Below are 21,965 nucleotides of genomic sequence, written 5' to 3' on the forward strand. Positions count from 1 at the left end.
ACGGCGTGGAGATCTACGACGCCCTCGAGGCCGAGGAGCAGCAGCTGGCCGCGGTCCTCGCCGGCCTGACGACCGCGCAGTGGGACGCGCCGGCCGCGTGCGCCGGCTGGAGCATGGCGGACGTCCTGCTCCACCTCGCCCAGTGCGAGGAGGCCGTCGTGGCAACGCTGCAGGGCGATGCGCTCGATTGGAGTGCGTTGGGCGACAGCGTCGAATCGGCGATGGACTCCTACGTTGCGGCCGAGCGCAGCGGCGGCCCGGCCGTGCTGGCTCGCTGGGAGGGTGCCCGTCGGGCGGCGCTGGCGGCCTTTCGCGCGGCTGACCAGCGGGCCCGGTTCGCCTGGGTCACCAACACCCTGCGCCCGGCGAGCTTGGCGACCACCCGCCTGGCCGAGCACTGGGCGCACGCGCTCGACATCGCCGGACCTCTCGGGATTGACTATCCCGACACCGACCGGCTGCGACACATCCTGTGGCTCGCCCACGCGACGCTGCCCTATGCCTTCGGCGTCGCCGGCGAGGACGCCCCGAGCGTGCGGATCGAGGCGGTGGCCCCCGCTGGTGAGGTCTGGGTGTTCGGGGCCGAGGACGCCGAGGCTGTCGTGCGTGGCTCGGCCGGCGAACTGGCTCGGATCGGCGCCCGCCGGCTCGACCCGGGAGGCTCTTCGGTGACGACGAGCGGGCAGCGCGGCGGGGAGGTACTCGCTCGGCTGCGCAATTTCGCGGTGTAATGGCGGGGGTGCACCGGTCGCTCCAGCAGGGATCGTCGACCTCGGCGCAGTAGCGCATCCGTTCCATTATCTCGATCGGGTTTCGGTTAGCCGTCTCGAGGTCCAACGCCTTTGTGCGCGTTTAGGTTGACCTCCAGATAGGAGGTGGGCGGATGATCTGGGTGTTGGCGGCCGTGACGGGCGCGGCCTTCCTCCTGATTGTCGCTGCGGCGGTCCGACTCGATCGTCGTCGCCGTGAACTCGGGCTCGGCGAGGGGCCGGGCCGGCTGCCCGATCGCTTCCTCAGCAACGAGATCGACCATCAGCTCCCCGGCATCCTCAACTGGACCCACCGAGAAGGGACCTTCCAGGCCCGCCGCCGGGTCGAAGACTCGTGGTGACCCGCCCGGGCATCGTCGCCCACCGCGGCGCAAGCGGATACCTGCCCGAGCACACGCTCGCGGCATACGAGCTGGGCATCCGGCTCGGCGCCGACGCCTTCGAGATCGACGTAGTCATGACCCGGGACGGGCAGTTGATCGCCCGGCACGAGAATGAGATCGGTCACTCCACAGACATCGCGGCGCGCGCGGAGTTCGGCCGGCGCCGGGTCAGCCGCACCGTCGGCGAGCTGCACGAGGAGGGCTGGTTCACCGAGGAAATGTCGGCCGCCGAGATCGCCGGGGTGCGCGCGATCGAGCCGCTGCCGCAGTTGCGATCCACGGCGCACGACGGCCGGTATGCCGTCCCGGCCCTCCCTGAGATCCTCACCCTACGCGCGCAGCTCAGCGCCGAGCTGGCTCGCCCGGTCGGGTTGAAGGTGGAGGTCAAGACCCCGCAATACTTCCGGCGGCACGGCCTGGCGATGGAGGGGTCGCTCGTCGCAGCGCTCGGCGCCGCCGGGATGCTCGCCGCCGACTCTCCGGTCGAGGTCATGTCCTTCGAGTTGGCGCACCTGGAGCGATTGCGGGCGCTCGGAGTGCCGAACGGGCTGGTCTTCCTCGTCGAGGACGACCCGAGTCGCCTCGTCCTCGACGATCCCCTCGGCCGGTCGTATGCCGATCACATCACCCCCCGCGGCCTGGCCGCGCTCGCGCCGACCGTGACCGCGCTCGGCCCGGGTCGCCGGGTGCTCTTCCCCGGCGTCGCCGGCGGCGCCCTGGGCGAGCCGTCCCGGGTCTTCGCCGACGTCTTGGCCGCTGGTCTGCGGCTGGACTGCTGGACCTTCCGGGCCGAGAACGCGTTCCTGCCCACGGATTTTCGTTCCGGGGAGGAGCCGACGACGCTCGGCGACATGGCGGGGCTAGTGGCGGCATACGTGCAGGAGGGGGTGGACACGGTGATCACCGACCATCCCGACCGCACCGGCCTGCGGCCTGCGGCCTGCGCATTGCCCGAACCGTCACCTGATCGCCACGACCAGTCCCCGGGGCGGCCACCTGACCTCTCGTAGCGTCGAGCCCCATAGAACTCCCTGGACCACTGTCGTCGCCCCACCGGCCACCGACTCCTCCTCGGCGCCGGCACGCGGCACCGCCGCCGGGCGGCCGGACGGTCTCGAGCCGCTCGTGCTGGCCCACCGGGGCGCCTCCGGATACCGGCCGGAGCACACCGCCAGCGCCTACGAGTTGGCGGTGGCCCTGGGCGCCGACTACATCGAGCCCGACCTGGTGATGACCAAGGACAGTGTGCTGGTCGACCGGCACGAGCCGGAGATCTCCGAGACGGCCGACGTGGCCGCCCACCCCGATTTCGCCGACCGCCGGACCACCAAGCGGGTGGACGGCCGCCCGGTCACCGGCTGGTTCGTCGAGGACTCACCCTGGCCGAACTCAAGACGCTGCGCGCCAAGGAACGGCTGCCGCAGCTGCGCGAGGAGAGCCTTCTATGACGGCCGCTGGACTGTCCTGACGTTCGAGGAGGTGCTACGCCAGCGTGACCAGCTCTCCCGCCCCTACCACTGCACGATCGGCATCATCCCCGAGATCAAGCACTCGACCTATCTGCACGAGAAGGGTTTCGACCCGAGACGGCCGTCGTCGCGGCGCTGCGCAAGCACGGGTTGAGCCGGTCCAATGCGCCGGTGTGGGTGCAAAGCTTCGAGCTCGGCAACCTCGTGTGGCTGCGCACCCAACTGCGCTTCCCGGGCAAGCTGGTATTCCTCGCGACCAGCGGGGGAGCGCCATACGACCTCGTCACGGCCGGTGACCCGCGCACGTATGCCGATCTGCTCACCGCGACCAGCCTGCGGGACCTGGCCAAGACGATCAACGGATCGGCCCCGACAAGGGCCTGGTCGTGCGCCGCAACACCGACGGCACCCTCGCCAGCCCGACGACGCTGGTCGCCGACGCGCACGCGGCCAAGCTTCAGGTGATGCCGTGGACGCTGCGCGCCGAGAACTATTTCCTGCCGGTCAGCTACCGCATCGGCGCCAACCCCGCCGACTTCGGGCGGGCGATCGAGGAGGCCAGGGGCGTTCATCCGCGCCGGCGTCGATGGGCTGTTCTGCGACCAGCCCGACATCTGCGTCGAGGCACGCGCCGACGTTCTCGCGGGCCGGTAGCCCACCGGCACAGAGCGCACGCTCCCCAACAAGAGCGGGTGCGGGACCAAGGTCATCAGGAACGAGACGGCCAATATCACGGCGCTGAAGGCCTGTGCGGTGCTTGGGGGAAGGCCCGACCGTTGCTCCGGATGGAACTAATCGTCATAGGCTGCGGCTAGACCGAAGTTGCGAGTGGTTTGAGGGCTGATCCCCGTTTTGACCTGCAGTGATGCGGCTTCTAACCCCTCGGTGTGTCGTCACTAAAGTGGATCGATCGATCCGGCATGGTGTGATATTTTGGCGGTATGGCGAAACGTGGTGGAGCGGTTCATGTGACCACGCACCGTCGTCACTATGTTGGTAAGGACGGGGTGGCCCGGGACTACGAGACCCACCTGTTGCGGCGTTCCTGGCGGGAGAACGGCAAGGTGCGCAACGAGACGGTCGCGAACCTCTCCCACCTGCCGGCCGAGCTGATCGAGGTGATCCGGGCCTGCCTGGCCGGGCAGGCGTTCATCCCGGCCGACCAGGCCGCCACCATCACCCGCTCCCTGCCGCACGGGCATGTGGCCGCGGTGTGGGCCCAAGCCCGGGCCCTGGGCCTACCCGGGCTACTCGGGCCGCCCGGGCGGGCCCGGGACCTGGCGATGGGGCTGATCATCGCCCGAGTGCTGGCACCCGGCTCGAAGCTGGCGACCATCTCCTGGTGGGCCGACACCACCCTGGGCGTCGACCTCGACCTGGCCGGTGCCTCCACCGACGAGGTCTACGCGGCGATGGACTGGCTACTCGGGCGCCAGGACGCGATCGAGAAGCAGCTGGCCCGGCGCCACCTGGCCGCCGACGCCAACCCCGCCCGGATGGCGCTGTTCGACCTATCGTCCTCGTGGATGGAAGGCAGCCACTGCCCACTGGCCCGGCGCGGCTACTCCCGCGACGGGAAGAAGAACCGCACCCAGATCGAGTACGGGCTGCTGACCGACCCGGCCGGTCGCCCGGTCGCGATCCGGGTCTTCCCCGGCAACACCGCCGACCCCACCGCGTTCATCGAGGCCGTCACCCTGGTGCGGGACACCTTCAAACTCACCGAGATGGTCATGGTCGGCGACCGCGGCATGATCACCACCGCCCGGATCACCGCGATCCGCCACACCAACACCGACCCGGCCACCCGAGCCGACCTCGGCTGGATCACCGCGCTGCGCGCCCCCGCGATCAAAACCCTTGCCGCCGAGGGCGGCCCGCTTCAACCAACCCTGTTCGATGAACACAACCTGGCCGAAATCAGCCACCCCGACTACCCCGGGGAACGGCTGATCGCCTGCCGCAACCCGTTCCTGGCCACCGAACGCGCCCGCAAACGCGAGGACCTGCTCACCGCCACCGAAACCGCCCTGGCCCCCACCCAGCGAGCAGTGGCCGAGGGCCGGCTAGCCGGCGCCGACACGATCGGCCTGCGGGTCGGCAAACTCCTCAACAAATACCGGATGGCCAAACACTTCGACCTGACCATCACCGACACCACCGTGGTGATCACCCGCAAAACCAGCCAGATCGCCGCCGAAGCCGCCCTCGACGGCATCTACGTGCTACGCACCCCAACGCCCGCCGAGACCCTCACCCCCGCCAGCATCGTCCAGGCCTACAAAAACCTCGCCCACGTCGAACGCGACTTCCGCAGCATCAAAGCCACCGACCTCGACCTGCGCCCGATCTACCACCGCCTCGAAGACCGCGTCCGCGCCCACGTCCTGATTGTGATGCTCGCCGCCTACCTGACCTGGCACCTACGCGCCACCCTAGCCCCCCTGACCTACACCGACGAACACCCGCCAACACCCGCCGACCCGGTCGCCCCCGCCCACCGCTCCCCAGCCGCGGACCGCAAAGCCTCCCGACACACCGACGACCACGACCAGCCCGTGCGGTCCTTCCCGGCCCTGCTCAAACACCTCGCCACCCTGACCCGCAACGACCTGCGCTACGGCACCGACCACACCACACCCCTCGTGCCCACCCTGGCCGAACCCACCCCCACCCAAACCACACCTTCGCCCTCCTAATACTACAGCCGCATTTATGGGAATGCGCCACGGCTGGCGTAATGACATCGGCGGGCTCGGGCTTGGTGCCGGCGACGCCAGGATGACCAGTGAAGAACTTCGGCCGGGTCTGGGTTGTGTTTCCAGATCAGTTGCGCCAGAAGGTGTTTGACCTCGGGGACGGTGAGCGGGATCAGGTCCGTGGGGTTGGCTCGATGGCCCCCTTTTTGGGGGTTGCCGTGGCCGCGGTGGTGATGGTCAGGAAGGCGTGGGCGAGCATGGCCAGGGTGATGTGCCGGTACCAGGATTCGTATCGGCGGACCTGGTACTGGTCCAGGCCGACCTGTCCCTTGGCGCTCTGGAAGGTCTCCTCGATGGCCCAGCGGGCCTCGGCGACACGGACAAGCTCGCGCAGCGGCGTGTCCTCGGGCCCGCAGCACAGGTAGTAAGCCAGGTCGGTGGGGTCGCTGATCGAACGGCGCACCAGCAGCCAGTAGCCATCGGCAGATTCCAGCGGACGGATCTGGGCGCGGGCCCAGTGATAGAGCCGGGGACCCTTGGCGCCGTTGCCTGCGGAGATTTTCTTGAACGCCTGCGCTGGAAGCGATCTCGCGAGTTCGTCCGCACGCAGCTTGGCGACCCGGTCGCCGGTGTCCGTCTCGACACGGGCGATGACGCGCTGGTTGACCGGCACCGCGAGCACGTACGGCATGCCACGACTCTCCAAGGTGGCGCGCAGCCCGCCGTGCTGGCCGTATACCTCGTCGCCGGTGACCCATCCGGCCGGCACCCCCGCATCCAATGCCCGACCGATCATCGCGATCGCTAGCTCCGGTTTGGTCGCGAAGGCCACCTCGTCGCCGATCCCGGCCTCTCGGCAGCGGTCCCGGTCCTCGGTCCACGCCTTTGGCAGATACAGCTCCCGGTCCAGGAACGTGCGGGCGACGGGCGTCGCGTATGCCAGGAACACCCCGATCTGACTGTTCTCGATCCGCCCCGCGGTGCCGGAGTACTGCCGGGCCACCCCGGCCGACTTCGTGCCCTTCTTGAGGAACCCCGTCTCGTCCACGACCAGCACCCCGGCCGGGTCGCCCAAGTGCTCGACCACGTACCCACGCACGTCGTCACGAACCAGGTCCACGTCCCAATCCGCCGCCGCGAGAAGGCGTTGCATCCCATCCGGGTTCGCCGCTCCGGCCCGCTCCGACAGCGTCCACCCGTTCTTGCGCTCCACCGGCGAGAGCAACCCGCGCACGTACTCCAGCGCCCGCTCCCGCGGCTCAGACCGCGCGAACCGCGACGCGATCCGGGCATGCACGGCCGCCAGCCCCTCCGCCCACAACTCCACTTCCGCCACACAAACCTCACTGATCACATAAGCACCATGGCCCCAGTCATCAGTCTGACATCCACGACACGCCGGTCAACCACAAATAAATGCGGCTGTAGTACTAAACGCCCCCATCCCCCTAACCATCAACGGCAAGTAGACAGAACCACCAACACCCAAACCAGCGAACCCCCTGCCCAGCAGGGGGTTCGCCACGTCAACCAGCCGTAACTTCGGGCTAGATAGTGTCGACCAAGGGGGCCATCGTTGCTAAGCGTTGAAAATGTCAGTCTCCAGCGCCGCCATTATGGCCTCCTCGTCGGCGTGACATTCGAACTGCGACCCGGGAGTTCGCTCTGCCTGATGGGCCCCAGCGGAGCGGGCAAGAGCACTCTTCTCAGCATCTGCCTCGGACTGCTCCGCCCGACTTCGGGCAGGGTACGCGTTGCCGGGGAGGACATTACGCCATGTCGATGAGGCGCCGATCAGCGTGGCGATCGCGCCAGGTCGGAGTGGTGTTTCAACAGGGCGAGCTGCTGCCCGATCTGAGTCCGATCGACAACGTCATGCTTCCGTGGTTGTGGAGCGAAGCCGGGAAGTCAGGGCGGGGCAGTGCCCTTGCCCGCGCGACAGCGCTCCTGGAGGCAGTTGGTCTTCGTGACCTCCCCGATAGGTCAGACCTGCTCTCGGGTGGGAACATCAACGGGTGGCGGTTGCCCGTGCGCTGATCACCGATCCGGCGCGGGTTTTGGCGGACGAACCTACGGGTGCGCTTGACCACGACACCCGCGACGAAGTCGCCGATCTTCTGTTCGGCCTCGTCCAGGGTGGCGATCGCTCGCTCCTGATCGCCACCCACGATCCGGATGTTGCTGCCCGAGCCGATCGAATCCTCGCCTCGCGCGGTGGCCGGGTCGAGACGATCGACGTGGTTAGTCGCCGGTGAGGGCGTTCCTGCTCCTCCTCAGCATGGGAGCCAGCGAGGGCCTGCGCGACTCCCGCAAGAGCTTTCGCCGGGCGGTTGCGCTGGCCTCCTTCTTCGTCAGCCTCTGGCGGTGTCTCGTGCTCTCGTCGTATGCCGTTTATGCCCACCGGGCGGTCATTGATGCTCACCGCGCACCTGTGACGGCCGAGCAGAGCGGGGATGCCGCATTGAAGTGGTGGCCCCGCTGGGATTCCTTGGCGGACGGCGCACAGTTCAGCGTCGTGCGCATCGAACCCCTGGGTGCAGACGCGCCGCTGCCACCCGGGCTGACGTCCTGGCCGGGTCCGGGACAAGTCGTTCTGTCTCCCGCTCTTGCCCACGATGGCGACGCCGAAGGGATCGCCTCGCGATATGGCCAGAGCGTGGGCCGGATCTCCGATGCCGGACTTGTGGTGCCCGGGGAGCGGCTGGCATATGTGCGACCCCTGGCAGGGCGATGGCCAACCGATGCCGGCACACTCGTTCGCGGATTCGGCTATCCCGAAAGCGAAGCGAGCGCTTGGGCGCTCAGTCGAGGTTCGGGGTTCGGCGACAACATGAATGCGTTCAGCCTGCGGAGCTTCCTTTGGGTCACCTACCTGCTGGCGCTGCCGTCGGTGGCGTTGCTGTTCACGGGCTCGGCAGCGAACCGGACGATGAGAGCGCGACGGGATCTCGTGCTGGACGCGCTGGGCTGCCCGCCGCGGCAACGGCGCGCGTGGCGCATCGGAATCGCGCTCCCGGCCAGCATGCTGGCGCCGGCTGCGCCGGCCTGCTTGTGCTCGTCACCGCCGGCACCCTGGACGAGGTCCCGGTCACGGGATTCTGGATGCCGCGAGAAACAGTGCTCGCTGCGTGGCCGTGGCTGATTATCGCGGCCGCGACGACGGTCGTTCTTATCGTCGCCGTGGTCTCTCGGCCGATCCGCCGGCTCACCGCGTCGACGCGAGCCGCGCTCGGCGCGAGCACGATCCGCCACGCGTGGCTCGCCGGAGGGCCTCTGGCAATCCTTGCCACGCTTAGCCTTCCGAGCTACCTCTCAACCCCGGGGCAGGCAACCTGGAGCGTACTGGTGATGCTTGGCACGGCGCTGACCGCGCTGCTCATGCCGGCCAGCGTCGCGTCACTCGTCAGCCTCGTGGGTCGAGTGTTCCAGTCAGCGGGTCGCCGTGCGGGGATAGGCTCACTCCTGACGGCCGGAGCGTGGCTGCGGCACCGGACGCTCGCCTGGCTCGGCCAGATCGCAGTGGTCGTGGTCGCGGGAATCCTGTTGTCGCAAACCATGATCTACACGCAACTGTTCGACGGACCTGCGGGTGAGGCGATACGTGCTCAGCGTGAAACGGGGGGTCGCGTTGTCACACTCACAGGGGCCGCCACGAAGGGACAGGCTCAGGTCAGCGCACTTCGCGAGGACGACGCGACGACGTCGCTCGTTCGCTTTCGCTTCGACCGTGGAGGTTGGCTGGCGACAGGCGATTGCGCGTCGCTACGCGTCCTGGACCTCCCTTGTAGGTCCGGGGCGCGGGTCCACAGCCCGACACTCGATCGCAACGGGGTCGATTTCCTCGGCGGTTCCCTTCCCCTCATTTCCGTCGAACCGATCAGGGACCTCGCTATGTCCGACGTCTTGCTGATCAGCGCTCCTTCGCCGGTCGACCTGCCCGCTTTCAACCAGTTCGCCAATCGGCATTTCGCCGGGGCTCCGAGCGCGCAGCTGACGGGTTCTTCTTATCTGTCCGGTGCGCGTGATTTGGAGCAAAAGGGTCGTTGGGTGACCCTGTTCGCCCTCCTTGGTTCACTGGCCGCAGGTTCGGCTGCACTGCTGACATCGTCCGTGGTCATGAGCGAACTGGTGCGGAGACTGGTCCCGGTCGCCGTCTTGACGAGTCGCCGTGCCGCTACGACCGCGACCCTCGCAGTTGTCTGCGCTGTGCCCTTGGTCTTGGCTGCCACCGGCGCGCTGTTGTCCGCCGCGCTGGTCGCGCAACCTTCGATGGCGGACACCGAGGCCTTGTCTCGGCCAACCCTTGCCCCCTACGTCATTGCCGCCGCCGTGGTCCTCTTCGCCGTGTCGTTCGCGGGCGCCGTCAAGGGACTCTCCACGGCGGCGAGCCGCTGGCTCCCGGGGCGAGACACCTGACGTGGGCTCACACGGGCTCCGACCAGCACGCCCAAGCGGCAGCGGGCGCCAATTGGCTTAGCGCACGTTGGTCAAGGTCCCAGTAGCGTGCTGCCTAGTGGGGAGCGTGCAACTTCTGCTGATATGTAGGGCCCGTTTGTCAAGTGGCAGGGTGAAGCGGGGTCCTCTCTGGCCGGAGGGGACCCCGCTTCGTCGTTCATCGGAAAGTGGTGGCCGGGAGACAGCGTGTCAATCGACGCGCGGTCAGTCTGATATACGCGGGTTGGTTACCGCAGGGCCCTGGTTTCGGCTGGAGAGTCTCGGCTGGTCTAGGGTCGAGCGTCGCCCCGGCAAGGCTCGGGGTTACTCATAGCAGGTTCGCTGGTTCTCTCCTCGCGCTGCTGCCCGGACACCAGGGGTGTTCCGTGAACGAGGCGTGGTGTGCGGTTAGTACTACAGCCGCTTTTATTTATGGTTGACCGGCGTGTCGTGGATGTCATACTGATGACTGGGGCCATGGTGCTTATGTGATCAGTGAGGTTTGTGTGGCGGAAGTGGAGTTGTGGGCGGAGGGGCTTGCGGCCGTGCATGCCCGGATCGCGTCGCGGTTCGCGCGGTCTGAGCCGCGGGAGCGGGCGCTGGAGTACGTGCGCGGGTTGCTCTCGCCGGTGGAGCGCAAGAACGGGTGGACGCTGTCGGAGCGGGCCGGAGCGGCGAACCCGGATGGGATGCAACGCCTTCTCGCGGCGGCGGATTGGGACGTGGACCTGGTTCGTGACGACGTGCGTGGGTACGTGGTCGAGCACTTGGGCGACCCGGCCGGGGTGCTGGTCGTGGACGAGACGGGGTTCCTCAAGAAGGGCACGAAGTCGGCCGGGGTGGCCCGGCAGTACTCCGGCACCGCGGGGCGGATCGAGAACAGTCAGATCGGGGTGTTCCTGGCATACGCGACGCCCGTCGCCCGCACGTTCCTGGACCGGGAGCTGTATCTGCCAAAGGCGTGGACCGAGGACCGGGACCGCTGCCGAGAGGCCGGGATCGGCGACGAGGTGGCCTTCGCGACCAAACCGGAGCTAGCGATCGCGATGATCGGTCGGGCATTGGATGCGGGGGTGCCGGCCGGATGGGTCACCGGCGACGAGGTATACGGCCAGCACGGCGGGCTGCGCGCCACCTTGGAGAGTCGTGGCATGCCGTACGTGCTCGCGGTGCCGGTCAACCAGCGCGTCATCGCCCGTGTCGAGACGGACACCGGCGACCGGGTCGCCAAGCTGCGTGCGGACGAACTCGCGAGATCGCTTCCAGCGCAGGCGTTCAAGAAAATCTCCGCAGGCAACGGCGCCAAGGGTCCCCGGCTCTATCACTGGGCCCGCGCCCAGATCCGTCCGCTGGAATCTGCCGATGGCTACTGGCTGCTGGTGCGCCGTTCGATCAGCGACCCCACCGACCTGGCTTACTACCTGTGCTGCGGGCCCGAGGACACGCCGCTGCGCGAGCTTGTCCGTGTCGCCGGGGCCCGCTGGGCCATCGAGGAGACCTTCCAGAGCGCCAAGGGACAGGTCGGCCTGGACCAGTACCAGGTCCGCCGATACGAATCCTGGTACCGGCACATCACCCTGGCCATGCTCGCCCACGCCTTCCTGACCATCACCACCGCGGCCACGGCAACCCCCAAAAAGGGGGCCATCGAGCCAACCCCACGGACCTGATCCCGCTCACCGTCCCCGAGGTCAAACACCTTCTGGCGCAACTGATCTGGAAACACAACCCAGACCCGGCCGAAGTTCTTCACTGGTCATCCTGGCGTCGCCGGCACCAAGCCCGAGCCCGCCGATGTCATTACGCCAGCCGTGGCGCATTCCCATAAATGCGGCTGTAGTATTAGGTGTCCATGGTGGCCAAAGACCAGCACCAGCCGGCCAGTTCGCGGGCGATGGCGGTGTTGGCGACGGTGTGCCGTTTCTTGTGTGCGGTCATCCGCTGCCAGGACCGGTGCAGCCGCCGGTTGCCGGCGTCACCGCGTTCAGCGGCCACGGCCGGTGCCAGCGCCCACCGTTGCTGCATGGTTTTCCCGGGGGTGTAGGCCTTCTTGTGGTGCCAGGCGGCCTCGATCAGCAGCCGCCGGGCGTGGCTGTTGCCGGTCTTGGTGATCCCTCCTTGGACCCGGCTGGCGCCGGAGGACGACTCGGACGGCACCAGCCCGAGGTAGGAGCCGATCGAGGACCCGGTCAACCGGTGCCAGTCCCCGATCTCCACCGCTAACGCGAACCCCGTCAGTGTCGAGATCCCCCGCAGGCACCCCAACCGTCGGGTGATCGCGGTGTACTCGCTGTCCGCGGCCAACGCCAGGATCTGCTCATCGAGCCGGTCGCGGCGGGCCAGGAGCTGGGTGACCGCGGTGTAGCCATCATCGAACGCGGCCCGTGTCCCCACGCCGTCAGCCCCCAGCTCGTGCGTGCCGATCCGGCGCAGCCACCGGTCATGGCCACCGGTCCAGGCCTTGCCCTGCAGGTAGACATAGCCGTGCCGCAGCAACAACTTCGACAGCTGGTGGCGGGCGCTCATCAACGCCGCCCGGACATCCTCGCGGGCCCGGACCAGATCCCGGGCCGATTCCTGCGCCGGCGTCGGGATGGTCACCGCGACGATGTCGTCATTGCGGGCCAACCGCGCCAACAACATCGCATCCCGCCGGTCGGTCTTAACCCGCTCCCCGCTCGGACGCAACAACTTCGACGGAGCCGCCACCTGCGTGCGGTGACCAGCGGCTAGCAACCCCCGCGCCAGGCCATACCCGGTCGGGCCCGCCTCATAGGTCACCAGCACCGGACCATGCTGCCGCGTCAGATCCGTGACGAACCCGACCACATCCACGGTCCGCGGCCAGACCACCCGCTCGATCACCTCACCGGTCCTCGTGTCGATCGCGGCCGCCCGCACCGACCGGGCGTGGACATCCAACCCAAGACTTGTACGCTCGGTAAACACCGGAGCCTCCTATCCATCGGCCACCAGCCAGCCCTTCTGGCCAGGTGATCCCCGAGTTGTGGCATACGCGAGGCTCCGGCCACAACCCCCACAAGATCATCCACTCACCGGACCCGGGCCAAACCTGCCAACGCGCCAGAGGAGTCAACGTGGAGCACGCGCAGCGCAGCGAGCATGAACGACGTTGTCACCGACAAGCGATGGCAGACAATCACCCGCGCCGGCGAATGGAACCTTGCCGAGACCGAACACCCGGAACACTCGCCAACCCCCATAGGGTCTAGCAGAACTTGCCCGCCCCCAGGTGACCTTGCCCGCCCCCCAGGTGACCTTGCCCGCCCCCAGGTGACCTTGCCCGCCCCCAAAGGGCCTACGACTCGCCGCCGGCGTTGCCGGAGGCGCCGGCGGTGACGTCGAGCAGGCGATACTTCTGCGCCGCCTGCCGCGGGACGTCGCCGTCGATCTCGGCGCGGGCGGCGAGGGCCTGCAGCGCCCGGACCGCCACCGACGGGCCGTCGATATGGAAGTAGCGCCGGGCCGCCTGGCGGGTGTCGGAGAAGCCGAAGCCGTCGGCGCCGAGCGAATGGAAGTCGGTCGGCACCCAACGGGCGATCTGGTCCTGCACCGCGCGCATGTAGTCCGAGACCGCGACCACCGGCCCGCGCCGGTCGCGCAACCGCCGGGTGACGTAGGCGTCCTCGACCTCATCTTGCGGGTGCAGGAAGCGCGCCTCATCGACCCGCAGCCCGTCGCGGCGCAGCTGCGTCCAGGAGGTCACCGACCACACGTCGGCCACGACACCCCAGTCGTCGCGCAGCAGCTGCTGGGCTTCTAGGGCCCACGGGACACCGACGCCGCTGGCGAGCAGCTGGGCGCCGGGCGCGTCGCCGCGCTCGGACCGGTCGCCCTCGGCGAACAGGTGCATGCCCTTGACGATGCCCTCGACGTCGACGTTGTCCGGTTCCTTGGGCTGGACCATCGGCTCGTTGTAGAGCGTGATGTAGTAGATCAGGTTGTGCTCGTCACCGTCGCCGACCTCCCCGAACATCCGGTGCAGGCCGTCGCGCATGATGTGCGCGATCTCGAAGCTGTAGGCCGGGTCGTAGGCCATCACCGCCGGGTTGGTCGCCGCGAGCAGGTGGGAATGACCGTCGGCGTGCTGCAGCCCTTCGCCGGTCAGCGTGGTGCGCCCCGCGGTGGCGCCGAGCAGGAAGCCGCGGCTCATCTGGTCGGCGGCCGCCCACATCGAGTCGCCGGTGCGCTGGAAGCCGAACATCGAATAGAAGATATAGAGCGGCACCATCGCTTCGCCGTGCGTGGCATACGAGGTGCCCGCGGCGATAAAGGCCCCCATCGAACCGGCCTCGTTGATGCCGGTGTGCACGATCTGGCCCTCGGTGGACTCCTTGTAGGCCAGCATCAGGTCGGCGTCGACCGAGGTGTAGTTCTGCCCGTGCGGGTTGTAGATCTTGATCGTCGGGAAGAAGCTGTCCATCCCGAAGGTGCGTGCCTCGTCGGGGATGATCGGCACGATGCGCTTGCCGAACTCCTTGTTGCGCATCATGTCTTTGATCAGGCGCACCCACGCCATCGTCGTGGCGACGTGCTGCTTTCCGGAGCCCTTGCGGGCCGCCGCGTATGCCGATTCGTCCGGCAGCGGCAGCGGTGCGTGCTTGACCCGCCGCGCCGGCAGCCCGCCGCCGAGCTTGCCGCGCATCTCCAGGGCGTACTGGATCGCCTCGTCGCCCTCGCCCGGGTGGTAATAGGGCGGCAGGTAGGGGTTGTCCTCCAGCTGGGCGTCGCTGATCGGGATGTGCAAGATGTCGCGGAAGCCCTTCAGATCATCGAGGGTGAGCTTCTTCATCTGGTGGGTCGCATTGCGGCCGGCAAAGTGTGAGCCGAGGGTGTAGCCCTTGATCGTCTTGGCCAGGATGACGGTCGGCTGGCCGTTGTGTTCGACCGCGGCGCGGTAGGCGGCATACACCTTGTGATAGTCGTGCCCGCCGCGCTTGAGCTTCCACCAGATGTCGTCGTCGCTCCAGTGCTCGACCATCTTGCGGGTGCGCGGGTCGCGCCCGAAGAAGAAGTCGCGCACATACTTGCCGTCGTTGGCACGGAAGGTCTGGTAGTCCCCGTCGGGGGTCTGGTTCATCACGTTGATCAGAGCGCCGTCACGGTCGGCAGCCAGCAGCGGGTCCCACCCGCGTCCCCAGATGCACTTGATGACATTCCAGCCGGCGCCGCGGAAGTAGGCCTCCAGTTCCTGGATGATCTTGCCGTTGCCGCGGACCGGCCCGTCTAGGCGCTGCAGGTTGCAGTTGATCACGAATGTTAGGTTGTCGAGTTCGTCGTTGGCCGCGACCTGCAGCAAGCCCCGCGACTCGGTCTCGTCCATCTCGCCGTCGCCGAGGAAGGCCCAGACGTGCTGATCGCTGGTGTCCTTGATGCCGCGGTTGTGCAGGTACTTGTTGAACTGCGCCTGATAGATCGCGTCCATCGGCCCCAGGCCCATCGACACGGTCGGGAACTGCCAGAAGTCCGACATCAGCCGCGGGTGCGGATAGGACGGCAGCCCATAGGGCCGGCCGTCGACGATGTGCGAGTGCTCCTGGCGGAAGCCGTCCAGCCGCTGCTCGTCGAGCCGGCCCTCCAGGAAGGCGCGGGCATACATCCCCGGCGAGGCGTGCCCCTGGAAGAAGACCTGATCGCCGCCGCCGGGGTGATCCGGCCCGCGCCAGAAGTGGTTGAACCCGACCTCATAGAGAGTCGCCGCCGAGGCATAGGTCGAGATGTGCCCGCCGACCCCGATCCCGGGCCGCTGGGCACGGTGCACGAGCATCGCGGCATTCCACCGGACATAGCGGCGGAAGCGGCGCTCGACCTCTTCGTCGCCGGGATACCACGGCTCGTGCTCGGCCGGGATGGTGTTGATGTAGTCGGTCGTCGTCAGCGAGGGCACCCCGACCTGCATCGCCCGGGCCTTCTCGAGCATCCGCAGCATGACGTAGCGCGCCCGGTCCCGGCCCGATTCGTCGACGAGGTTCGACAGCGAGTCGATCCACTCCTGAGTCTCGTCGGGGTCGATGTCCGGCAGGTGGGTGGGGATCCCGTTGAGGATCGGGCCGGACTTCTCGTTTCCGAGCACGAGGGGGTCCTCTCTGGCTGGCGGTCGTTGGCAGGCACCGCGACGGTGCCCGGACCCATCCTCCACCCAAACGTGGCGCCAGTCACATCTGCTGGCATTACGGTCGCGGCCGTCTCGGTGGCTGACACCGCGCTCCCGCAGACTATGGCCATGACCGTTGCGCTTTATGACGAGGGCGAGTTGCCGTGGCGGACCGTCTCCCCGCGGTTGGCGACAGCCCGCCGGGTGTCGGCGACCGCGAGCTCCGTGGTGTGGCTGCTGATCCTTGGCGTCCTTGCGGTGTGGGTCAGCCGGTGGCTGTGGGTCCCGTTCACGGTTGTCGCCCTGCTGCTGGTGTGGTCGTGGTGGTTCATCGGTCGGCAGGTCAGCGCGATCTCGTATGCCGAGTTGCCCGAAGAGCTCGTCATCCGCCGTGGTCGCATTTTCCGCACCCTGGTGAGCATCCCCTACGGGCGGCTGCAGTATGCCGATATGGCCTCCGGCCCGCTGATGCGCCGGCTCGGGATCGCCTCGGTGACCATCCACACCGCTTCACCGGCCTCCGGCGGCGCCTTGCCCGGGCTCGCGCTTCCCGAGGCCGAGGCCCTGCGGGAGCGACTGACCGCGCTGGGCGAAGCGCAGCGGGCCGGGCTGTGAGCACGGTCGAAACCGCGGCGCGATGGCAGCGCTTCCACCCGCTGACACCGCTGTTGCGCGGCGGGGTCATGGTCGTGGCCGTCGCCGGCTATCTGCTCAGCCGACAGACCGACCGGCTCTTCGGCAGCAGGGGGAAGACCCGACTGCCGGACATCTGCGCCTGGCCGCTGCCGTCGTTGCGGCGGCGACCCTGGTGGCCGTGCTCGCGGCCTGGGTCAGCTGGCAGGCGGCGAGCTATCGCCTCGGACCAGTGGCCGTGGAACTGCGCAACGGGGTGGTCTTCCGCCAGCACCGTCAGGTGCGCTATGACCGCATCCAGGCTGTGGACATCACGCGCCCGGTCCTGGCGCGGATCGCCGGGCTGTCGGCGGTCAGGGTCGAGGCGGCCGGTGGCTCCGGCTCGAACATCGAGTTGAGCTATCTGACCGACGCCGCGGCGCAAGAACTGCGCATCGAGTTGCTGCGGCGCGCCTCCGACACCGGGAGCGGTGGTCAGCCGGGCCGGGCGCCCGCGCCCCCTGGAGAACCGGCCGACCCGAGCCTCGACGAGGTCGCCGTTCGCGAGGAGGAGTCCTTGGTGGTCCGGGTGCCGGCCAGCCGCGTGTGGGTGGGCACGGCGATGAGCCTGAACACCGGCTTCCTGCTGATCGGCATACCACTGCTGGTGATCGCCTTCCTCGAACGTGAGCTGGGCTTCTTGCCCTTCCTCGGCCCGCTGGTGCTGGCCGCGGGCGGCCAGCAGATCGGCCGGTTCACCAGCTGGATGAACTTCCAGGTGTTGGCCTCCCCGGGCGCGATCCGGGTGCGGCACGGGTTGACCGAGCTGCGCACCCGCACCGTCCCGATCCAGCGCATCCAGGCGGTCGAGGTCAGCCAGCCGCTGCTGTGGCGTCCGCTGGACTGGTGGCGGATCCGGGTCAATGTCGCCGGGGTCGGGCCCGAGAAGGAGCACGACGACGAGGCGCTCATCCCGGTGGCCACCATCGAGGAGGTACTGCGCATCCTGGCGGTCATGGGGCCGCGCTGGTCGCTGCCCGAGGTGGCCGCGGCGATGCACGTCGACCAAACGATGCCTGGTATGGTCGGGCTGCCGCCCACCGCGCGCTGGCTCGATCCGCTTAGCTGGCGCCGGCGCGGGTATGCCGTCACCGACGGCGCGCTCGTCACCCGCGCGGGGATCCTCGCCCGCTCGGCCGCCATCGTGCCGCATGCGCGCATCCAGTCGATGGCCGTCGAGCAGGGTCCGCTGGAGCGGCGGCTCGGGCTGGCCAATGTCGTCTTGCACTCGACCGTCGGCCCGGTCCGGCCGGCGGTGCGGCACCTGGCCGAGGGCGACGCCCTCGCGCTCGCCGCCGACGAGCGGTCCCGCGGTTCGGCAGCCCGTCGTGCCGAGTCTCACCAGCCGAAACCGCCACGAGAGCCGGACGATCCACTATCGTCCCCAGCAGGGCAGGCCCCCGCCTGCTGAGTCGAGCAGGACCTGGATGGAGTCGAGGAGTTGAATACACCGGTTGCCGCCACCGGCCCGGGGGGACCGGTCGCGCGTCTTGGTTTCCTGGCCGGTCAGGTCGTCCAGGAATTTGGGTACGACGACGACGTGGATCACGACTTGCGGGACGAGGTGATGGACGCCGTTGGCTCGGACCTCGAATACGACGACTTCACCGGCGTCGCCGACGCCGTCATGCTGTGGTGGCGCGACGGTGACGGCGACCTGACCGATGCCCTCGTCGACGCTTTGACCAATCTCGCCGACGGCGCCGCGATCGTCTTGCTGACTCCGAAGCCCGGCCGGCCCGGCGAGGTCGACCCGGCCGAGATCGAGGAGTCGGCGCTCACCTCGGGCCTGCACGCGACCGGCACGATCAGCGCGGCCGCGGACTGGGCGGCCAACCGGCTGGTGCCGCCGAAGTCGGCCCGGCGCTGACTCGCCTGGCAGACTGGCGCCATGACGCCCGTTCCCCTCGCCGTCGGTGACCGTGCCCCGGACTTCACGCTGACCGACCAGAACGGCGCCGACGTCAGCCTGGCCGCCTTTTCCGGCGCCAAGAACGTCCTGCTGGTCTTTTATCCGTTCGCCTTCTCCGGCATCTGCACCGGCGAACTCGGGGCGATCCGCGACGACCTCGGCGCCTATGAGTCCGACACCGTGCAGGTGCTCGCGATCTCGTGCGACCCGATGTTCTCGCTGCGGGCGTATGCCGATCGCGAGGGCTACTTCTTCCCGCTGCTCGCGGACTTCTGGCCGCATGGCGCGGCCGCCACGGCATACGGCGTATTCGACGTGAAGAGAGGGATGGCGATCCGCGGGACCTTCCTGATCGACCGGCAGGGCGTCATCGCCTGGACGCAGGTCAACGGTCCGGGTCAGGCGCGCGACTTCGCCGGCTACCGGGAAACCCTGGCCGCCCTGGGCTGATCGGCCTGACACAATGGGCGCGCCCTCAGGGCCTGTAGCTCAGTTGGTAGAGCGCCACGTTTACACCGTGGATGTCGTCGGTTCGAGCCCGGCCGGGCCCACGTGTCGCCGCTGACCCTTGCCGAGGCCGTCGCCGCGATCGAGCAGCTCTATCCGCTGGCGACGGCGCAAAGCTGGGATCGGGTCGGCCTGGTCACCGGCGACCCGACCCAGCCGGTGCGCCGAATCCACCTGGCCGTCGATCCGACGCTCGCGGTGATCGACGAGGCGCGCGACCTCGGGGCCGACCTGCTGCTGACCCATCATCCGCTGCTCCTGCGTGGCGTGCACTCGGTCGCCACCACCTTCGCCAAGGGCGCGAGCGTCACCCACCTGATCGTCGCCGATATCGCCCTGTATGTCGCCCACACCAACGCCGACGTCGCGGTGCGCGGCGTGTCTGCGGCGCTTGCGGACGCGTGTGGACTGGTGGGGGCGACGCCGCTGGCGATCGAGGAGGGCCAGCCGATGGGCCGCGTCGGCGACCTGGGGCAGCCGCTGACCCTGGGGGAGTTCGCCGCCCGGGTGGCGGACGCGCTGCCGCGGGCGCCCGGGGGTATCCGGGTCAGCGGCGATCCGGCGGCGCTGATCGGCCGGGTGGCGGTTCTCGGCGGCGCCGGCGACGGGCTGTTCGGCGCCGTCCGGGCCAGCGGCGCCGACGTCTATGTCACCGCCGACCTGCGCCATCACCCCGCGTTGGAGGCCCGGGAGGAGGCCCGGGGCGGACCGCCCTATCTGATCGACGCCGGCCATTGGGCCAGCGAGAGCCTCTGGCTGCGGTATGCCGCCGCCGACCTTGCCGCCCGCCTCCCCGACGACGTCGAGATCCACCTCAGCTCGATCTGCACCGACCCGTGGAGCTTCGTGATCTGAGGTCCCCAGGGGATAGGTTGGGGCGACCGCGATCGAATGGGGAAGACGTGAAAGCCGAGCCGGCCCGACAGCTGCGACTGCTCGACCTGCAGGAAGTGGACAGCGGCCTGGACCGGCTCGCTCACCAGCGCGCCACCTTGGCGGCCGCGGCGCGGGTCGCCGAGTTGAGCGCGCACGCCGCCGCCGCCCGCGCCGCCGTGGTCCGCGCCGAGACCGCGGTCAGCGATATCGCGGTCGAGCTGCGCCGGGCCGAGGGCGATGTGCAGTTGGTGCGCGACCGGGCCGCGCGCGACCAAGCGCGCCTGGATGCCGGGACCGGCAGCGCCAAGGACCTGCAGGCGCTGCAACATGAACTGGTCTCGCTCGCTCGTCGCCAGTCGGAGCTGGAGGACATCGAGATCGAGATCATGGAGCGCGCCGAGGCTGCGGACGGCGACCTCACCGGCGCTCGCGCCGAACTCGACCGGCTCGACGCCGAACTGGCCGACGCCACCGCGGAGCGGGACGCCGAGCTGGCCAGGATCAGCGCGGCCGAGGCCGAGACCGCCGCGCCCCGCGACCAGCTCACCGCCGATGTCGGCGCCGACCTGCTCGCCCTGTATGAACGCCTGCGGGCCAGCCACAGCGGCGTCGGTGCGGCACCGCTGCGGCAGCGGCGCTGCCTGGGCTGCCAGTTGGAGGTCAACGCCAGCGAGCTGGCCGCAATCCGGGCCGCCGCCCCCGAGGAGGTGCTGCGCTGTGAGGAGTGCGGCCGCATCCTGGTGCGCACCCCCGAGTCCGGTCTTTGAGCCGGATGCGGTGCCGCTTGCGGATCGAGGCCGACGGCGGGTCGCGGGGCAACCCGGGCACCGCCGGCTATGGCGCGGTCGTGTTCGGGGAGGACGGATCGGTCCTGGCCGAGCGGGCCGCGCCGCTGGGGAAGGCGTCGAACAATGTCGCCGAATACTCCGGGCTGATCGCCGGCCTGGAGGCGGCCGCGGCCATCGACCTGGGCGCCGAGATCACGGTCGCGATGGACTCCAAACTGGTCGTCGAGCAGATGTCGGGACGCTGGAAGATCAAGCACGAGGACATGAAAGCCCTTGCCCTGCAGGCGCGGCGGCTGGCCGAGGCGGTGACCGCGGCCGGAGGATCGGTGCGCTACACCTGGATCCCGCGGGGCAAGAACTCCCGCGCCGACGCCCTGTCCAACCGGGGCATGGACGGCGAGACGATTGTGCGCGACCACGCCGACGAGCCTGACGACGGCGGCCAGGCGGGCGTGGCCGACCGGCCGGGGCCAAGTGCCGGGGGGCGGGCAACCGACGACCCCGCCGAGTCCGAGGCTTCCCCGGGCGAGGGCATCGCCGACGAGGCCGGTCGGCAGGCCGAGCCCGACCCGGCGGCGGCCGCGGGCGACGGCGAGGGGAGCACGGGCCAAGCGTGGGCGCGGCGCGGGGGGAAGCGGACGGCATACGTGCTCCCGGCCGACCCGTTCCCCAAGGGGGAGCCGACCCGGCTGGTGCTGGTGCGGCATGGGGTGACCGCGCTGACCGAGTCGATGCGCCTGGACGGGCGTGGCGGTCTTGACCCCGGGCTGAGCCAGCTCGGACGCGAGCAGGCGGCCCAGGCGGCGCGGCTGGTCGCCGACCTTGTCGGCGGCGACCCGGCGACGCTGACCACGTCGAACCTGCTGCGGGCCAAGGAGACCGGCGCCATCGTCGCCGCGGCCCTCGGCGTCGATCCGGTCGTGGACGAGGACTGGGATGAGCAGAACTTCGGCGACTGGGACGGCGCGGCGATGCCCGACCTGCTGCGTGAGTGCCGCGACGACGTCGGTCACCTGCGGGCCGACCCGACCTATGCCCGGCCCGGCGGCGAGACGCACCAGCAGCTGGCTGCGCGGGTGCTCGCGGCATACGCCGCCCGAGTGGCCGCCGGAGGCGTCCAGGTGATCGTCGCGCACCGCAAACCGTTCATGGTCGTGCTCGCCGACCTGCTCGGCCTCGGGATGGAGCGCTCCTGGCGCCTGGCCCAAGCTCCCGGGGCCCTGACCGCCGTCGAGGCCTGGCCCAATGGCGCCGCGACGATCGTGTTCACCAACCGGTCCTAAGTCGTGCCATTGAGGCTGATCGTGTAGGTCTCTGGTCGCCAGGACAACCAGAGACCT

The 21,965-nt window shown here is 69.2% G+C and carries 21 protein-coding genes and 1 tRNA gene; 19 read left to right on the forward strand and 3 right to left on the reverse strand.

Annotation, left to right across the window (positions count from 1 at the left end):
• The first annotated feature begins 5 nt into the window (after nt 1-5).
• The 6 genes from V9G19_RS17880 (at nt 6) to V9G19_RS17905 (ending at nt 5,321) form a co-directional block, all read left to right on the forward strand.
• A complete protein-coding gene (locus V9G19_RS17880) occupies nt 6-731 on the forward strand; it encodes a maleylpyruvate isomerase family mycothiol-dependent enzyme (protein ID WP_462286769.1) in 726 nt (241 codons plus the stop codon).
• A gap of 152 nt (nt 732-883) precedes the next feature.
• Nucleotides 884-1,111, forward strand: coding sequence for a hypothetical protein (locus tag V9G19_RS17885; RefSeq protein WP_462286770.1), 228 nt, complete (start codon nt 884-886; stop codon nt 1,109-1,111).
• A complete protein-coding gene (locus tag V9G19_RS17890) occupies nt 1,108-2,163 on the forward strand; it encodes a glycerophosphodiester phosphodiesterase family protein (protein ID WP_462286771.1) in 1,056 nt (351 codons plus the stop codon). Before V9G19_RS17885 ends, V9G19_RS17890 begins: the two co-directional genes overlap by 4 nt.
• Before the next feature lie 115 nt (nt 2,164-2,278).
• The gene (locus tag V9G19_RS17895) at nt 2,279-2,776 is read left to right on the forward strand and encodes a glycerophosphodiester phosphodiesterase family protein (RefSeq protein ID WP_462286772.1); all 498 of its coding nucleotides are present in this window, start codon (nt 2,279-2,281) and stop codon (nt 2,774-2,776) included.
• Nucleotides 2,777-2,793: 17 nt separating this feature from the next.
• Complete coding sequence (locus V9G19_RS17900) at nt 2,794-3,087, forward strand: hypothetical protein (RefSeq protein WP_462286773.1); 294 nt, start codon at nt 2,794-2,796, stop codon at nt 3,085-3,087.
• 476 nt (nt 3,088-3,563) lie between these two features.
• A complete protein-coding gene (locus tag V9G19_RS17905) occupies nt 3,564-5,321 on the forward strand; it encodes an IS1634 family transposase (protein WP_462286774.1) in 1,758 nt (585 codons plus the stop codon).
• 172 nt (nt 5,322-5,493) lie between these two features.
• Here V9G19_RS17905 and V9G19_RS17910 read toward each other — a convergent pair whose 3' ends face one another.
• Nucleotides 5,494-6,657 (reverse strand): IS701 family transposase, encoded by a 1,164-nt coding sequence (locus tag V9G19_RS17910; RefSeq protein WP_462286775.1) that lies wholly within the window; start codon nt 6,655-6,657, stop codon nt 5,494-5,496.
• A gap of 297 nt (nt 6,658-6,954) precedes the next feature.
• On the opposite strand from V9G19_RS17910, the gene V9G19_RS17915 reads away from it, so the two are divergent.
• The 5 genes from V9G19_RS17915 to V9G19_RS17935 all read left to right on the forward strand — a co-directional run bounded on the left by V9G19_RS17915 (nt 6,955) and on the right by V9G19_RS17935 (nt 11,425).
• Nucleotides 6,955-7,107, forward strand: coding sequence for an ATP-binding cassette domain-containing protein (locus tag V9G19_RS17915; RefSeq protein WP_462286776.1), 153 nt, complete (start codon nt 6,955-6,957; stop codon nt 7,105-7,107).
• A 229-nt stretch (nt 7,108-7,336) separates the two neighbouring features.
• A complete protein-coding gene (locus V9G19_RS17920; RefSeq protein WP_462286777.1) occupies nt 7,337-7,576 on the forward strand; it encodes a hypothetical protein in 240 nt (79 codons plus the stop codon).
• Complete coding sequence (locus V9G19_RS17925) at nt 7,573-8,463, forward strand: hypothetical protein (protein WP_462286778.1); 891 nt, start codon at nt 7,573-7,575, stop codon at nt 8,461-8,463. The genes V9G19_RS17920 and V9G19_RS17925 overlap by 4 nt, the downstream gene beginning before the upstream one ends.
• Nucleotides 8,373-9,737 carry a hypothetical protein gene (locus V9G19_RS17930; protein WP_462286779.1) on the forward strand — a complete coding sequence of 455 codons (1,365 nt, stop codon included), beginning with the start codon at nt 8,373-8,375 and terminating at the stop codon, nt 9,735-9,737. The genes V9G19_RS17925 and V9G19_RS17930 overlap by 91 nt, the downstream gene beginning before the upstream one ends.
• A gap of 524 nt (nt 9,738-10,261) precedes the next feature.
• Nucleotides 10,262-11,425: an IS701 family transposase gene (locus V9G19_RS17935; RefSeq protein ID WP_462283989.1), complete on the forward strand. Its 1,164-nt coding sequence runs from the start codon at nt 10,262-10,264 to the stop codon at nt 11,423-11,425.
• Between the two features lie 172 nt (nt 11,426-11,597).
• Here the strand turns inward: V9G19_RS17935 and V9G19_RS17940 are convergent, their stop codons facing one another.
• Together V9G19_RS17940 and aceE are read right to left on the reverse strand one after the other, a co-directional pair.
• Nucleotides 11,598-12,704 carry an IS110 family RNA-guided transposase gene (locus V9G19_RS17940; protein ID WP_462284535.1) on the reverse strand — a complete coding sequence of 369 codons (1,107 nt, stop codon included), beginning with the start codon at nt 12,702-12,704 and terminating at the stop codon, nt 11,598-11,600.
• A gap of 370 nt (nt 12,705-13,074) precedes the next feature.
• Complete coding sequence (aceE, locus tag V9G19_RS17945; protein WP_462286780.1) at nt 13,075-15,849, reverse strand: pyruvate dehydrogenase (acetyl-transferring), homodimeric type; 2,775 nt, start codon at nt 15,847-15,849, stop codon at nt 13,075-13,077.
• 150 nt (nt 15,850-15,999) lie between these two features.
• Here aceE and V9G19_RS17950 point away from each other — a divergent pair, with 150 nt between their 5' ends.
• The 8 genes from V9G19_RS17950 to V9G19_RS17985 all read left to right on the forward strand — a co-directional run bounded on the left by V9G19_RS17950 (nt 16,000) and on the right by V9G19_RS17985 (nt 21,908).
• On the forward strand, nt 16,000-16,485 hold the full coding sequence (locus tag V9G19_RS17950) for a PH domain-containing protein (protein WP_462286781.1): 486 nt from the start codon (nt 16,000-16,002) through the stop codon (nt 16,483-16,485).
• A 199-nt stretch (nt 16,486-16,684) separates the two neighbouring features.
• A complete protein-coding gene (locus V9G19_RS17955; RefSeq protein ID WP_462286782.1) occupies nt 16,685-17,953 on the forward strand; it encodes a PH domain-containing protein in 1,269 nt (422 codons plus the stop codon).
• 30 nt (nt 17,954-17,983) lie between these two features.
• A complete protein-coding gene (locus tag V9G19_RS17960; RefSeq protein ID WP_462286783.1) occupies nt 17,984-18,412 on the forward strand; it encodes a DUF3052 domain-containing protein in 429 nt (142 codons plus the stop codon).
• Between the two features lie 21 nt (nt 18,413-18,433).
• Entirely contained in the window at nt 18,434-18,904 is a 471-nt protein-coding gene (locus V9G19_RS17965; protein WP_462286784.1) for a peroxiredoxin, read from the forward strand.
• A 28-nt stretch (nt 18,905-18,932) separates the two neighbouring features.
• Nucleotides 18,933-19,005: transfer RNA gene (locus tag V9G19_RS17970), tRNA-Val, on the forward strand.
• Nucleotide 19,006: 1 nt separating this feature from the next.
• Nucleotides 19,007-19,816 carry a Nif3-like dinuclear metal center hexameric protein gene (locus tag V9G19_RS17975; protein WP_462286785.1) on the forward strand — a complete coding sequence of 270 codons (810 nt, stop codon included), beginning with the start codon at nt 19,007-19,009 and terminating at the stop codon, nt 19,814-19,816.
• Between the two features lie 47 nt (nt 19,817-19,863).
• The gene (locus V9G19_RS17980; protein WP_462286786.1) at nt 19,864-20,604 is read left to right on the forward strand and encodes a zinc ribbon domain-containing protein; all 741 of its coding nucleotides are present in this window, start codon (nt 19,864-19,866) and stop codon (nt 20,602-20,604) included.
• A gap of 5 nt (nt 20,605-20,609) precedes the next feature.
• Nucleotides 20,610-21,908: a histidine phosphatase family protein gene (locus V9G19_RS17985; protein ID WP_462286787.1), complete on the forward strand. Its 1,299-nt coding sequence runs from the start codon at nt 20,610-20,612 to the stop codon at nt 21,906-21,908.
• Nucleotides 21,909-21,965: the final 57 nt, after the last annotated feature.

It is taken from the genome of Nostocoides sp. (assembly GCF_037045025.1).
Lineage (GTDB): Bacteria > Actinomycetota > Actinomycetes > Actinomycetales > Dermatophilaceae > Nostocoides_A.

Coding starts and splice junctions, on each gene's coding strand:
- V9G19_RS17885 (WP_462286770.1), top strand. CDS start 884: ATGATCTGGGTGTTGGCGGCCGTGACGGGCGCGGCCTTCCTCCTGATT.
- V9G19_RS17905 (WP_462286774.1), top strand. CDS start 3,564: ATGGCGAAACGTGGTGGAGCGGTTCATGTGACCACGCACCGTCGTCAC.
- V9G19_RS17950 (WP_462286781.1), top strand. CDS start 16,000: ATGACCGTTGCGCTTTATGACGAGGGCGAGTTGCCGTGGCGGACCGTC.
- V9G19_RS17965 (WP_462286784.1), top strand. CDS start 18,434: ATGACGCCCGTTCCCCTCGCCGTCGGTGACCGTGCCCCGGACTTCACG.
- V9G19_RS17985 (WP_462286787.1), top strand. CDS start 20,610: ATGCGGTGCCGCTTGCGGATCGAGGCCGACGGCGGGTCGCGGGGCAAC.